The organism is Sphingomonas morindae, assembly GCF_023822065.1.
In the GTDB taxonomy this organism is placed as follows: Bacteria; Pseudomonadota; Alphaproteobacteria; order Sphingomonadales; family Sphingomonadaceae; genus Solisphingomonas; species Solisphingomonas morindae.
Genome location: NZ_CP084931.1, coordinates 19,711 through 34,079 on the forward strand (window position 1 = coordinate 19,711; position 14,369 = coordinate 34,079).

Annotated in this window: 13 protein-coding genes; 9 read left to right on the top strand and 4 right to left on the bottom strand. The window is 70.9% G+C overall.

Annotation, left to right across the window (positions count from 1 at the left end; translation table 11 throughout):
* The first annotated feature begins 89 nt into the window (after positions 1–89).
* Complete coding sequence (locus tag LHA26_RS16925) at positions 90–1,100, top strand: zinc-binding alcohol dehydrogenase family protein (protein WP_252168677.1); 1,011 nt, start codon at positions 90–92, stop codon at positions 1,098–1,100.
* 16 nt (positions 1,101–1,116) lie between these two features.
* On the opposite strand, the gene LHA26_RS16930 is transcribed toward LHA26_RS16925, so the two are convergent.
* Complete coding sequence (locus LHA26_RS16930) at positions 1,117–1,914, bottom strand: IclR family transcriptional regulator (protein WP_252168678.1); 798 nt, start codon at positions 1,912–1,914, stop codon at positions 1,117–1,119.
* A gap of 203 nt (positions 1,915–2,117) precedes the next feature.
* On the opposite strand from LHA26_RS16930, the gene LHA26_RS16935 reads away from it, so the two are divergent.
* The 4 genes from LHA26_RS16935 to LHA26_RS16950 all read left to right on the top strand — a co-directional run bounded on the left by LHA26_RS16935 (position 2,118) and on the right by LHA26_RS16950 (position 5,959).
* Positions 2,118–3,299: an acyltransferase family protein gene (locus tag LHA26_RS16935; protein ID WP_252168679.1), complete on the top strand. Its 1,182-nt coding sequence runs from the start codon at positions 2,118–2,120 to the stop codon at positions 3,297–3,299.
* Positions 3,300–3,460: 161 nt separating this feature from the next.
* Positions 3,461–4,402 (top strand): AraC family transcriptional regulator, encoded by a 942-nt coding sequence (locus LHA26_RS16940; RefSeq protein ID WP_252168680.1) that lies wholly within the window; start codon positions 3,461–3,463, stop codon positions 4,400–4,402.
* Positions 4,389–5,198 carry a cytochrome b/b6 domain-containing protein gene (locus LHA26_RS16945; protein ID WP_252168681.1) on the top strand — a complete coding sequence of 270 codons (810 nt, stop codon included), beginning with the start codon at positions 4,389–4,391 and terminating at the stop codon, positions 5,196–5,198. Before LHA26_RS16940 ends, LHA26_RS16945 begins: the two co-directional genes overlap by 14 nt.
* A complete protein-coding gene (locus tag LHA26_RS16950; RefSeq protein ID WP_252168682.1) occupies positions 5,195–5,959 on the top strand; it encodes a molybdopterin-dependent oxidoreductase in 765 nt (254 codons plus the stop codon). The genes LHA26_RS16945 and LHA26_RS16950 overlap by 4 nt, the downstream gene beginning before the upstream one ends.
* Before the next feature lie 17 nt (positions 5,960–5,976).
* On the opposite strand, the gene LHA26_RS16955 is transcribed toward LHA26_RS16950, so the two are convergent.
* Positions 5,977–6,771, bottom strand: coding sequence for a metallophosphoesterase family protein (locus LHA26_RS16955; protein ID WP_252168683.1), 795 nt, complete (start codon positions 6,769–6,771; stop codon positions 5,977–5,979).
* On the bottom strand, positions 6,771–7,595 hold the full coding sequence (locus LHA26_RS16960; RefSeq protein ID WP_252168684.1) for a hypothetical protein: 825 nt from the start codon (positions 7,593–7,595) through the stop codon (positions 6,771–6,773). Before LHA26_RS16960 ends, LHA26_RS16955 begins: the two co-directional genes overlap by 1 nt.
* Before the next feature lie 251 nt (positions 7,596–7,846).
* Between LHA26_RS16960 and LHA26_RS16965 the strand changes: the two genes are divergently transcribed.
* Positions 7,847–8,215: a winged helix-turn-helix domain-containing protein gene (locus LHA26_RS16965; RefSeq protein ID WP_252168685.1), complete on the top strand. Its 369-nt coding sequence runs from the start codon at positions 7,847–7,849 to the stop codon at positions 8,213–8,215.
* 163 nt (positions 8,216–8,378) lie between these two features.
* Here the strand turns inward: LHA26_RS16965 and LHA26_RS16970 are convergent, their stop codons facing one another.
* Positions 8,379–8,561, bottom strand: coding sequence for a hypothetical protein (locus LHA26_RS16970; RefSeq protein ID WP_252168686.1), 183 nt, complete (start codon positions 8,559–8,561; stop codon positions 8,379–8,381).
* Between LHA26_RS16970 and LHA26_RS16975 the strand changes: the two genes are divergently transcribed.
* From LHA26_RS16975 to LHA26_RS16985, 3 genes are read left to right on the top strand one after another with little or no spacing between them, the layout of a single operon-like run.
* A complete protein-coding gene (locus LHA26_RS16975) occupies positions 8,551–11,724 on the top strand; it encodes an efflux RND transporter permease subunit (RefSeq protein ID WP_252168687.1) in 3,174 nt (1,057 codons plus the stop codon). The genes LHA26_RS16970 and LHA26_RS16975 overlap by 11 nt on opposite strands.
* Entirely contained in the window at positions 11,717–12,892 is a 1,176-nt protein-coding gene (locus LHA26_RS16980; RefSeq protein WP_252168688.1) for an efflux RND transporter periplasmic adaptor subunit, read from the top strand. The genes LHA26_RS16975 and LHA26_RS16980 overlap by 8 nt, the downstream gene beginning before the upstream one ends.
* Positions 12,885–14,291, top strand: a complete 1,407-nt coding sequence (locus tag LHA26_RS16985; protein WP_252168689.1) for an efflux transporter outer membrane subunit — start codon at positions 12,885–12,887, stop codon at positions 14,289–14,291. Before LHA26_RS16980 ends, LHA26_RS16985 begins: the two co-directional genes overlap by 8 nt.
* The last annotated feature ends 78 nt before the right edge of the window (positions 14,292–14,369 follow it).

Here is a 14,369-nt window from a genome sequence, read left to right on the forward strand (position 1 = left end):
CGACGAACGCCCAGCTCGGCTATCCTGATTCTACCAGTAGCAGCCCGCTCGCATATGCGCTACTTGGCGACACAAAGAGGGAGGTGCCCGTGCGAGCCATAATCTGCGAAAGCCCGAACAAGCTGATGCTGGGGGACCGCCCCGAGCCGGCGCCGGGCGCGGACGACGCCTTGGTCCGCATCCGCCGCGTCGGCCTGTGCGGCACCGATTTCCACATCTATGCGGGGCGTCACCCCTTCCTCGCCTATCCCCGGGTCATGGGCCACGAACTGGCGGGTGAGATCCTCGTGGCGCCCCCGGGCTCCGGCTTCGCCCCCGGTCAGAGCGTCGCGATCAACCCCTATCTGGCGTGCGGGACCTGCCTGGCCTGCCGGCACGGCAAGCCCAATGCCTGCGCGGCGATCCAGGTGCTGGGCGTGCATATCGATGGCGGCATGTGCGAAAGGCTCGCGGTGCCGGTGCGCAACCTGATCGACGCGACCGGCCTGTCGCTCGACGAAGCCGCGATGCTCGAATTCCTCGCGGTGGGCGCGCATGCGGTGGCGCGCGCCGCGCCGTCTCCGGGCGCGCGCGTGCTGGTGGTGGGCGCCGGGCCGATCGGCGTGGCGACGGCGCTCTTCGCGCGGAGGGACGGCGCCGAGGTGACGCTGGTGGATCAGCGCGCCGCTCGGCTGGACTATGCGCGGACACGGCTGGGGTTCGACACGGTGCTTCCGGCGGGCGCGGATCTGCTCGATCGGCTCGCCGCCGCGACCGGAGGCGAGTTTTTCGACATCGTGTTCGATGCCAGCGGCTCGATTCCGGCGATGAACGAGGCGCTCCGCTATGTCGGCCATGGCGGGGCGCTGGTGTTCGTGGGGGTAAGCCCGGGCACGCTGCTGTTCGACGATCCCGAACTGCACAAGCGCGAGACGACGGTGCTGGCCAGCCGCAACGCGCTGTCGCGCGATTTCGATCGCGTCGCGGCGGCCTTCCGCGCGGGCACGCTCAAGGCCGAGGATCTGCGCACCCACGAGCTTGCGCTCGAGACGCTGCCCACCGCGCTGCCGGCGCTGATCGCCGCGGCCGATCATGTTCTGAAGGCGGTGGCGCGGGTCTGAGCCGGCGCCGACGGGCTCAGCGTACCCCGCCGCCGCCGGCGCCGCAGCCGAGCGCGGTGGAGATGGCCGCCGCCGCGCGCTTGAGCAGCGCCTGGCTGGATTCGAGATCCACCTTCTGCGATCCGTCGATCAGCTCGAGAAAGGGGATGGTGAGCGCCGCCGCCACCTTGCCGTCGAAGCCGAAGACGGGATAGCTAATGTCGGTCACGCCATGGGTGATCGGGCTTTTGCGCCGATCAAAGCCATGGTCGCGGATCACCGCCAGCCGCCCGGCCAGCCACTCGCGATCCACGCTCTTGCCCTGCGTCGCCTCGGCCTGCTCGATCTCGCGTTGCGCGCGGTCGGGTTCCAGGAAGGCGAGCAGCACCTGGCCCGAGCAGCTCTTGATGAGATCGATCGAGGCGCCCAGCCGCAGCGCGAAGCCTCGCATGCCGGGATTCTCCTCGCGCGCGATCACCAGCCCGGTGCCGCCGCCCGCCACCACGAGATGGCAGGATTGCTCGGTCGCCTGCGCCAGCTCGCGCATCTCGGAGCGCGCCGCATCGACCAGATTATGCGCCGGCGTCGCGCGATAGGCGAGATCGAGCAGCTTGTACGCCACCCGGTAGCGATCCTGCTTGCCCGTCTTCTGAAGATAGCCGAGCTGCTCCATCACCACCACGATGCGGAACAATTCGCCCACCGAGCGGCCGAGATGGCCGGCCATCTCGCTCACCAGCGCCCCGTCGGCGCGGGTCGTCAGCATCTCGAGGATCTCGAAAGCCTTTTCGATCGCCGGGGCGGCGTAGGTACCTTTGAGGGCCGCGCGCGTCATGGTGGCTCCGTTTGCACGTGTGAAAAGCTTAAGGCTCCGTGCCACGCGGCCGCGCGCTTCACCAGTGGTTCCGGTCGCGCCGCGCGCCCCCCCCCCCCCGGCAGCTTCGCCCTTGCCTTGCCGCGGGCGAAGGCGGATCCCGGCAAGGAGGTCGAGGCCATCGACACGAACGAGGAGAGGGTGCGGTGGAGCAGGGCACGCGATTGGAGTCCCTCGATGTGCTGCGCGGGCTTGCGGTCGCGGGCATGATCCTGGTGGTGAGCCCGGGGGATTGGGCGGCGACCTATGGCCCCTTGCAGCACGCCGCCTGGAACGGCTGGACGCTCGCCGACATGGTCTTTCCGAGCTTCCTGTTCAGCGTCGGCGTCGCGCTCGGTCTCTCCTTCCCACGGCCGTGGCGCACCGCCGGGGATCGGCGGCGCTTCTGGGGCCGGGTGCTGCGGCGCACGGTCCTGCTTATCGCGCTCGGTCTGGCGCTGGAGGCGACCTATAATTGGGAGCTTTTCTATACCGAGGGGCCGGCCGGCCGGCCGGGCTTGGCCTATATGCGCATCCCCGGCGTGCTGCAGCGGATCGCGCTCTGCTATCTGCTGGCCGCCTCGGCGCTGGTCGCCACCGGGCGGACCGATGGCGCGGGCCGACGCCTGCTTCGGCCCGGGCGGATCGCGCTGGCCGCGCTGGCGGTGCTGATCGGCTATTGGGCGCTGCTGATGCGGGTGCCCGCGCCCGGCTTCGGCCCCGGCCGGCTCGATCCCCAGGCCTATCTCGGGGGCTATATCGATCGCCGGCTCTTCACCGTCGCGCATCTTTGGCGGCTCGGACGCGCCGGCGCGGACGGCCCCGTCGTCTATGATCCGGAAGGGCTGCTCTCGACCTTCCCCGCCACGGTGAACGTGCTGATCGGCGCGCTCGCCGGCTGGGCGTGGCGGCACCGGGGCCGCCGCGCCATCGCCGCGATCGGCGCGGCGGGGCTGGGGCTGGTGCTCGCCGGCCTGCTGCTCGATCCGCTGTTTCCCATCAACAAGCGCATCTGGAGCAGCAGCTTCGCCCTGTTCAGCGGTGGCTTCAGCGCGCTCGCCCTGGCCTTGCTGATGGCGGTCGAGCGCGTGCGGGCGGCACGCGCGCTGCTCTCGCCCGCGCGCGTGCTGGGGGGCAATGCCATGCTCGCCTTCATCCTGGCGACGCTGCTGGGGCGCATCTATGATCTGCCGATCATCCCGACCGGGGGGGACTATGTGGCCCCGCGCGAGTGGCTGGACCTGCGCGCCCTGACGCTCGTCGGCGATGCCAAGGCGGCCTCGCTGGCCTGCGCGCTGCTGTTCGTGGCGATGATCCTCGCGCTGCTGGTGCCGCTGCACCGCCGCGCGATCCATTTTCGACTCTGACCCGACCGGCGCCGGACGCGCCAAGGCCGGCGGTATCGCGTCCCGCGCCGGCGGCGCCATGTGCCCCAGCGTCCGGCGGCCGCGCCCCAGGGTCCGCAATTCGCGGGGAGCGCCAGATTTCGCTTGGCAAGACGAGGGGATCTCGGCTGACACTCGGCCCCATGATCGTGCCTGCGCTGGATCGGGTGCTCGCCGCGACGGCGGTGGAGCTGAGCGCCTTCGCGCTGTGCGAGATCGCGTCCGACGCGCAGATTTCGATCGCGCCGCTGACCGCTATCGAGGTGCATTTCGTGCTGTGCGGCGATCTGCATCTTCATGTCGAAGGCGCACCGCCCCTGCTGCTGGGGCCCGGCAGCGTGGTGATCGTTCCGACGGGCCGAGCGCAGCGGCTGGCCGCCTCTGCCGCGCCGACGCGCGATCACCCCGCCCCCGGCATCTGCGCCATGCGCGCCGACGGGCTGCGACTCTATGATGCGCGATCGGGCGGACCCGCCGGTCTGCGGATCATGTGCGCGCAGATCCAGGCCGATGTCACCGGCCATCTCGGCCTGTTCGACACGCTGGCGGTGCCGATCGCGGCGCGGCTGGAAGCCTGTCCCGTCATCACCGCGAGCCTCGACGCCATGCTCGCCGAGGCGGATGCGCCCGGCGCCTTCTCGCGATCGCTGACCGGCGCGCTGATGAAGGCCAGCCTCATCCTGGCGCTGCGCGCGCACATCGCGCGCCACGGCATTGCGGACCTGCCGGGTCTGTTCGGCCGGGCCTGGCTCGCCCGCGCGGTGGGCGCCGTTCTGGAGGCGCCGGCGGCGGCGCACAGCGTCGGCGGCTTGGCGGCGGTGGCCGGGCGGAGCCGATCCACCTTCGCCAAGGGTTTTTGCGAGCAGATGGGCGTGACGCCGATGGAGTTCGTGTCGCAGGCGCGGCTGGCCCATGCCCATCGGCTGCTGCTACAGGGCGAGGCTCCGATCACGGACATCGCCGCGCGCGCCGGCTTCGCCAGCCGCAGCCATTTCAGCCGCCTGTTCCGAGAGGCCTATGGTACAGATCCGAGACGCTTCCGCCGATCCCATCGCGCCGGCCGAGCCGATCATGCCGACGCCTAGCGCGCTGCCGCAAGGCGGTGATCTGGTCCAGCGCCACCGCCTGCCGACCCGGCTGTGGCACTGGCTCAACGCGCTCAGCGTGATCGTGATGCTGATGAGCGGGCTGATGATCTTCAACGCGCATCCGCATCTCTATTGGGGCCAGTTCGGCGCCAATCCGGACCATAGCTGGCTGGACATCTATCCCGGCCATGTCCGGATCGGACCGCTGCACATCCCCACGCCGGGGCTGCTGGGCGTGACGCCCGCGGGCGGCCGCTTCGTCGCCTTCCCGCCGCTCCTCACCTTGCCCTCCCATTATGATCTCGCGGGCGCGCGGGTCTGGCATTTCGCCTTTGCCTGGCTGCTGGTGGTGCCGGGCCTCGCCTTTCTCGTCTGGGGCGTGCTGGGCCGTCATTTCCGGCGCGATCTTCTGCCCCGGCCGGGCGAACTCCAGCCGCGCCACCTGCTGGCGGACATCCGCGCCCATGCCCGGCTGCGCTTCCCCACCGGCGCCGCGGCGCTCCATTACAACATCCTCCAGAAGCTCGCTTATGGCGGCGTGATCTTCGTGCTGCTGCCCGGCGTGGTGCTGACGGGGCTGACCATGTCGCCCGGCATGGACGCGGCCTGGCCATGGCTGCTGACGCTGTTCGGCGGCCGCGCCTCGGCCCGCTCGATCCATTTTCTCTGCGCCATGGGGCTGGCCGCCTTCCTCCTCGTCCATCTCCTCATGGTGGTGCTCGCCGGACCGCTGAACGAGATCCGCTCGATGATCACCGGGCGCTACCGGCTGCCGAAAGGACCCCGATCGTGAGCCTTCTTCTCTCCCGCCGCAGGCTGATCGGCGCGCTCGGCGCGAGCGCGGGCGGGCTGGCGGCGGCGGGCTGCGACCGGATCGCCGCGTCGCCCAGCACCCAGGCGCTGCTCGGCTTCGGCCAGCGCCTGACCTATTCCGCGCAACGCATCGTCATGGATCGCACCGCGCTCGCGCCCGAATATGGCGCGGCCGACATGTCGCCGCTGTTCCGCGTCAACGGCAATGCCACGCCCGGCACCGATGCCTATGCCGCCCATGTGGCGAACGGCTTTGCCGACTGGCGGCTGGTGGTGGACGGGCTGGTCGCCCGCCCGCTTGCGCTCTCGCTCGACCAGATCCGCCAGGCGCCGCGCCGCACCCAGATCACCCGGCATGATTGCGTGGAGGGGTGGAGCGCGATCGGCCAATGGACCGGGCTTCCGCTGGGCCTGCTGCTGAAACAGGCCGGATTGCGGCCACAGGCGCGCTATATCGTGCTGCATTGCGCCGACAGCTTCGGCAGCCGGCCCTATTATGAGTCGATCGATCTGGTCGACGCCTTCCATCCGCAGACGATCCTCGCCTGGGCGATGAACGGCGCGCCGCTCGCGGTGGGGCATGGCGCGCCGCTGCGCCTGCGGGTGGAGCGCCAGCTCGGCTACAAGCAGGCCAAATATGTGATGCGCGTCGAGGCGGTATCGACGCTCGCCAACAGCTATGGCGGCAAGGGCGGCTATTGGGAGGATGTCGCCGGCTACCAATGGTATGCCGGCATCTAGCCGGGAGGCGGCCCGGGCTAGCCGCGCGCCTGGAGGATGGCGGCGGCGCCATCTTCGAGGCGCAGCGCGGTGAGCACGCCGGTATCATAGGTGCCGGTATCGATGCCGATGCGGTTGTCGTGCAGCTGCGGCGCATCGGACCGCCAGCTATGGCCATGGACGATGATCTTGCCATGATCTTCGGCCGAACTCAGAAAGGTCTCGCGGATCCAGAGCAGATCCTCCTCGGCCTGGTTGCGCAGCGCCACGCCCGGCCGGATGCCGGCATGGACAAAGGCGAAATCGCCGATGCCGACGAGCAGCTCCAGCCCTTCGAGCAGCCGGAGATGCGCCACCGGCAGCGCCTCCAGCAGATCGTCGCGCGCCGCGACATGGTCCGCCGGCGGCGCGTCGGGCGCGGGGGGCGAGACGCCATAGGAGGCGAGCGTCTCGCCGCCGCCGAAGCGCAGCCAGTCCGCCGCGGCGGCGGGATCGGCGAGATAGTCGAGCATCACTTGCTCATGATTGCCCTTGAGGCAGTGCACGCGATAGCCGCTGTGGCGGCGCAGCCAGACGAGGCAGTCCAGCACCTGCGACGAGGCCGGCCCGCGATCCACATAATCGCCGCAGAAGAGGAGGATCGGCGTGCGTCCCGCGGCCCGCGCGGCGACATCCTCGGCGATGCTGCCCAACAGCGCGCGGAGCGGCGCGTAGCAGCCATGGATATCGCCGATGGCGTAGACGAGCTGGCCCTCGACCTGCCCGACCGGCGGCGTATCGCGCGCGGCCGGCGGCGCCGGCGGCGCGGGGGGAAGCGCATCCTCCTCGGTCATCACAGCGGCTCGCGCATATCGCGCAGATCCTGCGCCAGCGCGCGATAGCCGTCCAGCGCGGCGACGGGATCCTCCTCGGCATGGCGGTTGAGCCGGTCCCATTGCCGGCGGATCGGCAGCAGCGCGGCGCGGCTCGCCCCTTCCGCCCGCGCGCGCATGTAGAGCCAGCGCAGCTTGGCTTCGGCGGCGATCAGCTTCGGATGGAGGCAGCGCGGCGCGTCGCTGGGGTGGCAGGCGCGGGCTGCGGGTTCATCCCGCGCGGCGGCGGGCTTCGGCGCCGCATGCGCGCGGGCCGGAACGGCGGGCTTGGCCGCGCGGCGCGGCGCGGGCCGGGCCGCCGCATCTTCGCGCGACGGGGCGGCGGGGTGCGCGGCGGCGGGGCGCTGGTGATGCGTTTCATGCGGCGCGCGCGGCGGCGCGCCTTCCGATCGATGGACGGGCGGTGGCGCCGCGTCGAGCGGCTTGTCCGGCGTTCCAGTGGAGGCGGGCGCGGCGGCATGCGGCGGCGCGGTGACCGCGACGGGCGCCGCCACAGGCGCCGCTGCGGCCGCCGGCGCGGTCGGCGCAGGCTGCGTCGGGCGCAGGACGGGCGCCGGAGCGGGGACGGGCGCCGGAACCGGCGCAGGCTCGGGTGCGATGGCGGCGGGCACCGGATCCGGGGTACGCACGGCATAGCCGGTCAGGCCCGCGAGCAGCAGCGCCCCGGCGCCGAGCCCCACCCCCGCCATCCAGCCGCGCCGCCGGGGCCTTATGGGGCGCAGCGGCTGCAGCGCGGTAGAAGCGGACGGCGGCGGGCGCACGGCATCACCGAAGATCGCGTGCATGTCGCGCGCCACCCGTGCGCGCCGGGCGCGGGGCAGTGGCTCCGGGCGACTCTCGATATCCATGACTCCGTCTTGTCTCACGGTACCTTAACGGCTTCCTTATGCGCCCAAAGACCGGCAACGGCGAGGCTTCGCTCCCGTTCCGGAGCAGTCGCGCCGGCGCGGCCGCCCTGCTATCCTGCCCGGCCTCGATGGTCGGAGAGCCCGCATGATCCTCAGTCCTTCCCGCCCTGGTCGCACGCGCCGCTAAGATGCGTCGCGGCCCGCTCAAGCTCAAGGTTCAGCTCTTCTCGGGCGAAACGATCGCCTTCGGTCCGGGCAAGGCCGATCTGCTCGCCGCGATCGCCGCCGAGGGCTCGATCTCGGCGGCGGGCCGCAGCCTCGGGATGAGCTATCGCCGCTGCTGGCTGCTGGTGGACGAGATGAACCATTGTTTCGTCGAGCGGCTGGTCGAGACGCTGCCCGGCGGCGGCCGCGAGCGCGGCGCGCGGCTGACGGCGCAGGGCGAGGCGGTGCTCGCCGCCTATCGCGCGCTCGAGACGCAGCTCGCCGAGGCGGCGGAAGGCGCCGCGCTTCACCTGCTCAGCGCGGCGCTGCTGCCCGCCCCCGCCCCCCGATAGGCGGCGCCGCCGCCACAGTCCGCTTTTTTTGACTCCGGCCGGGAACCCGGTCGGATCGATGCGGTTCTCGCGCGTGACGCAGCCGCCTCAGCCCGCGCCAGACGGGAACCTTGGGGGGAGAGTGATGCGCCGGTTCGCCGGCACGACCCTGGCGGCTGCCACCTCAACCCGCCCGATAGCCGCCAATCAATAGTCTTAACGTATTGATAAGTTGTAACTTGATACTGGACCCTCTCCCGGCCCAGGACCATGAGAAGCTGCCGCGCGCGTTCGCGTCGCCGGTCTTTTCCGCGGCCATGCCGCTCCGGATCGCCTCTTTGGAGTGACGCACCACGATGATCGGCATCGTTCGGATCGCTCTTGCCCGCCCGCTGACCTTCATCGTCATGGCGATCCTGATCGCCCTGATCGGCAGCTTGCAGGCGGCGCGCACGCCGGTGGACATCTTCCCCAATATCGGCGTGCCCGTGGTAGCGACCGCCTGGCAATATACCGGCCTCTCGCCGGACGATATGTCGGGCCGCATCATCACCCCGTTCGAGCGCGTGCTGACCACGACCGTGAACGATATCGAGCATATCGAGAGCAACTCGATGCAGGGTATCGGCATCGTGAAGATCTATTTCCAGCCGGGCGCGGATATCCGCACCGCCACCGCGCAGGTGACCTCGGTGTCGCAAACGGTGCTCAAGCAGATGCCGCCCGGCGTGACCCCGCCGCTCATCCTCAACTACAGCGCGTCGACCGTGCCGATCCTGCAGCTGGCGGTGTCCGGCCGCGGTCTTTCGGAGCAGACCCTGTTCGATCTCGGCCAGAACCAGATCCGGCCGGGGCTGGTGACGGTGCCGGGCGCGGCCATGCCCTATCCCTCGGGCGGCCGGCAGCGCCAGGTGCAGGTCGACATCGATCCGCAGGCGCTGCAATCCAAGGGCCTGTCGGCGCAGGATGTCGGCAATGCGATCGCCGCGCAGAACCAGATCAACCCGGTCGGCTTCGCCAAGATCGGCACCTTCCAGTATAATGTGCAGCTCAACAACACGCCGGCGACGATCGAGGCGTTCAACGATCTGCCGGTCAAGACGGTGAACGGCGCCACCATCTATCTGCGCGACGTCGCCCATGTCCGCGACGGATCGGCGCCCCAGCAGAATGTGGTGCATGTCGACGGCACGCGCTCGGCGCTGCTCACCATCCTCAAGAACGGCGCCACCTCGACGCTAGCGATCGTGCAGGGGGTGAAGGACAAGCTGCCCCTGCTCACCGCCACGCTGCCGCCCCAGCTGAAGGTGCTGCCGATCGGCGACCAATCGATCTTCGTGCGCGCCGCGATTTCGGGCGTGGTCAAGGAGGGCGCGATCGCCGCCGCGCTGACCAGCCTGATGATCCTGCTGTTCCTGGGATCGTGGCGCTCGACGGTGATCATCGCCATCTCGATCCCGCTCGCCATCCTGTTCGCGATCATCTTTCTCGGCGCGACCGGCAACACGCTCAACATCATGACGCTGGGCGGGCTGAGCCTGGCGGTGGGCATTCTCGTGGACGACGCCACCGTCACCATCGAGAATATCAACTATCATCTCGAAATGGGCAAATCGGTGGTGGCGGCGATCCTCGACGGCGCCGCGCAGATCGTGACGCCGGCCTTCGTGTCGCTGCTGTGCATCTGCATCGTGTTCGTGCCGATGTTCTTCCTGCCCGGCGTCGCGGGCTTCCTGTTCGTGCCGCTGGCGCTGTCGGTGGTGTTCGCCATGATCGGCTCCTTCGTGCTGTCGCGGACGCTGGTCCCGACGCTCGCCATGTATCTGCTCAAGCCGCACGCGCATGATGCCGCGCCGGCGACGACGCGCAATCCGCTGGCGCGCTTCCAGCGCGGCTTCGAGGCCCGGTTCGAGCAGAGCCGGGCGCGCTATGGCGTGCTGCTAAGCCGCGCGCTCGCCGCGCGCGGGCGGTTTGTCGCGCTGTTCCTGGTCGCGGTGCTGCTGAGCCTGCTGCTCATCCCCTTTCTGGGCCGCAACTTCTTCCCCTCGGTGGATGCGGGGCAGATCACGCTGCACGTGCGCGCGCCGGTCGGCTCGCGGATCGAGGATACGGCGGCCGAGTTCGATCGCATCGAGCGCCGCATCCGCCAGCTCATTCCGGCGGACCAGCTCGTCACCATGGTCGACAATATCGGCCTGCCGGTGTCGTCGCTCAACACCACCTACAATAATTCGGGCACGATCGGCCCGCAGGACGGCGATATCCTGATCACGCTCGCCAAGGAGCATCGCCCCACCGCCGATTATGTGCGCGCGCTCCGCGAGACGCTGCCGCGTGCCTTTCCAGGCAGCAGCTTCGCCTTTCTGCCGGCCGACATCACCAGCCAAATCCTCAATTTCGGCGCGCCGGCGCCGATCGACGTCCAGATCTCCGGCAAGGACGCGGCGGGCAATGCCACGCTGGCGCGGGCGCTGCTGCGGCGGCTGCGGACCATCCCCGGCGTGGCCGATGCGCGCATCCAGCAATCGGCCGCCTATCCCACGCTCAAAGTGGCGGCGGACCGCACCCGGATCGGCCAGTTCGGCCTCACCGAGCGCGACGTGACGACCTCGGTGGCCAATGCGCTGGCCGGCACCTCGCAGACCGCGCCCGTCTATTTCGTCAATCCCGAGAACGGCGTGTCCTACACGGTGGCGGCGCAGGCGCCGGAATACCGGATACGCTCGATGCAGGAATTGTCGAACATTCCCGTTACCGGCGCGGGGGCGACCCAGAGCCAGGTGCTGGGCGGCATCGCCACCATCCAGCGCGCCAGCTCCAGCGCGGTGGTCAGCCACTACAATATCCAGCCCGTGATCGACATCTACGCCACGCCGGCGGGCCGCGATCTGGGCGCGGTGGCGGGCGACATCCAGGCGGCGATCCGCGCGCTCAAGGGGCAGACGCCCAAGGGCACGATCGTGACGCTGCGCGGGCAATATGCCACGATGAACACGGCCTTTTCCGGCCTCTTCTTCGGCCTGATCGGGGCCATCGTGCTGATCTACCTGCTGATCGTGGTGAATTTCCAAAGCTGGGTGGATCCGCTGGTGATCATCGGCGCGCTGCCCGGCGCGATCGCGGGCATTGTGTGGATGCTCTTCCTCACCGGCACCCAGCTTTCGGTGCCCGCGCTGATCGGCGCGATCATGTGCATGGGCGTCGCCACCGCCAACGCCATTCTCGTGGTGAGCTTCGCGCGCGAGCGGCTCGAGGAGTTGGGCGATGCCGCGCGCGCCGCGCACGAGGCGGGCATGACGCGCTTTCGCCCGGTGCTGATGACGGCGCTGGCGATGATCATCGGCATGCTGCCCATGGCGCTCGGCCTGGGCGAGGGCGGCGAGCAGAATGCGCCGCTCGGCCGCGCCGTGATCGGCGGCCTGCTCGTCGCCACCTTCGCCACGCTGATGTTCGTCCCCGTCATCTTCAGCGTCGCCCATCGCAAGGGCCGCACGACCAAGATCGCCGCCCTGGAGGAAGCCCATGTCTGAGCCCGGCACCGTCTCTCCCCTCGCCGCCCCGTCGCCCGGCCGCACGGGCCGCGGCCTGGGCCTGATCCTGGTGCTGCTGCTCATCGGCCTGGTGCTGTGGGGCATTTTGTCGCGCCGCCACGCCGATCAGGCGCTCGCCCGCTGGACCGACCAGCAGGCCGATCCGACCGTGACGGTGATCCGCCCCAAGGCCAGCGCCACGGGCGACGCGCTGGTGCTGCCGGGCACGGTGCAGGCGCTCAACGCCGCCCCCCTCTACGCCCGCACCGGCGGCTATGTGCGCCGCTGGCTGGTGGATATCGGCGCGCCGGTGAAGGCGGGGCAGCTGCTGGCGCTGATCGACGCGCCCGAGGTGGAGCAGCAGCTCGCCGCCGCGCGCGCCGATCTCCAGACCGCGCGCGCCAACGAGACGCTGGCGGACACGACCGCGACGCGCTGGCAGCAGCTCCAGAAGCAGGATGCCGTCTCCAAGCAGGAGACCGACGAACGGCTCGGCGATCTCGCCGCCAAACGCGCGGTCGCCAATGCCGCCGGCGCCAATGTCCGCCGGCTGGAGGCGCTGAGCGGCTTCACCCGGATCGTCGCGCCCTTCGCGGGCATCGTCACCAGCCGCACCACGCAGATCGGCCAGCTCGTCACCGCCGGCGGCGGCGGCGGCGCGCCGCTCTTCACGGTCGCGGACATCAGCCGCATGCGGATCTATGTGCGCGTGCCCCAGGCTTATTCCGCCCAGGTGCGGGCGGGCCAGCATGTCACGCTCACCCTTCCCGAATATCCCGGCCGGTCGTTCGACGCGGTGCTGGTGCGCACCGCCGACGCGGTGGACCAGCAATCGGGCACGGTGCTGGTGGAAGCGCAGGCCGGCAATGCCGATGGCGCGCTCAAGCCGGGCGCCTATGCCCAGGTCCGCTTTCCGCTGGCCGGCGCGGCGCAGAGCGTGACCATTCCGGCGAGCGCGATCCTCTACCGTTCGGACGGCACGCGCGTCGCCACCGTCGACGGCGCGGGGCGCGTGCATCTGCACAATGTCCAGATCGGCCGCGATCTCGGCGATCGCATCGAGATCAGCGCCGGCATCGCCGCGACCGACCGGGTGATCGACAGCCCGCCCGACGCGCTGGCCGAGGGCGATCATGTCCGCCTCGCCGGGGCCGCCGCGCATGGCTAGGCGGTTCGCGCGGGGGGCGCCGCTCGCGCTGGCGGCGGCGCTCGCCGGCTGTTCGCTGGCACCACGCTATGCGGTGCCGCCCACCGCCACCCCGGTCGCCTTCAAGGAGGTGCCGCCGGGCTGGGCCATGGCCAGCCCCGCCGCGGGCGCCCAGCCGGCCGCCTGGTGGCAGGCCTTTGGCGATCCGCGTCTGGATGCGCTGGAAGCGCAGCTGGAGACCGCCAATCCCTCGCTCGCGGCGGCGCTGGCGCGCTACGATCAGGCACGGGGCGCCCTGCGCGAGGCCGATGCCGCGCTCGCCCCGCAAGTCTCGCTGGGCGGCTCGGTGGGGCGGCAGCGCGTCTCGGGCAACCGGCCGATCGCGGTCGGGGGCGCCGCGACCTACACGGATTACCGCATCGGTCCTTCCGCGAGCTGGGAGATCGACCTGTTCGGCCGGCTGCGCGACCAGGTGCGCGCCGGCCGCGCCGAGGTGGAGGCGAGCGCGGCCGATGTGGCAGGCACGAGGCTGGCCTTGCAGGTCTCGCTCGCCAGCGCCTATTTCGAGATGCGCGGGCTCGATGCGCGGACACGGCTTTTGGAAGAGACCGTCGCGGCCTTCCAACGCGCCTATGATCTGACCGACGTGCGCCACCAGGGAGGCATCGCCTCGGGCCTGGACACCAGCCGGTCCCGCGCCCTGCTCGCCTCGGCCCGGGCCGAGCTGGCCGCCGTCCATGCCGCCCGCGCCGCCTATGAACATGCGGTGGCGGCGCTGGTGGGCGTGCCCGCCTCCAGCTTCGCGCTTGCCGTAGACGCACGCCAGCCCGCGCCCCCGGTGTTCGCCGCCGGCACGCCGTCCACCCTGCTCCAGCGGCGGCCGGACATCGACGCGGCCGAGCGACGCATCGCCGCCGCCAATGCGCGGATCGGCGTGGCGCGCGCCGCCCTCTTCCCGGTGCTCTCGCTCGGGGCCGGCGGCGGTTTCGAGACGACGGGCGCCAATCTCCTCTCCAAGGCCAGCAGCTATTGGGCGCTCGGCCCGGCGGCGCTGGCGCTGCCGCTGTTCGATGGCGGTGCCCGCCGCGCGCGCCTGCGCATCGCGCGTGCCCAGTTCGAGGAGGCGGCGGCCGCCTATCGCCAGACGGTGCTCACCGCCTTTCGCGAGGTGGAGGATGATTTCGCGCAGAATCGCTGGCTGATCGACCAGGTGCGCGACACCGAGGAAGCGGCGCGCGCGGCCGAGCGGACGCGCGATCTCGCGCTGGTCCGCTATCGCGACGGCGCCTCCGACTATCTGGAGGTGGTGACCGCCCAGACCGCCGCGCTCGATGCCGAGCGCGCGCTGCTGCAATTGCGCACCCAGCAGATCACCACGGCGGTGGATACGGTGCGCGCGCTGGGCGGGGCCACGGGCTGAGCCCGGCCGTCCGGCGCGGCCTTCGCCATGCCGTCCGACTTCGGTCTCGCGCCCGCCGGCGCCGGGCGCCGCGCCGCG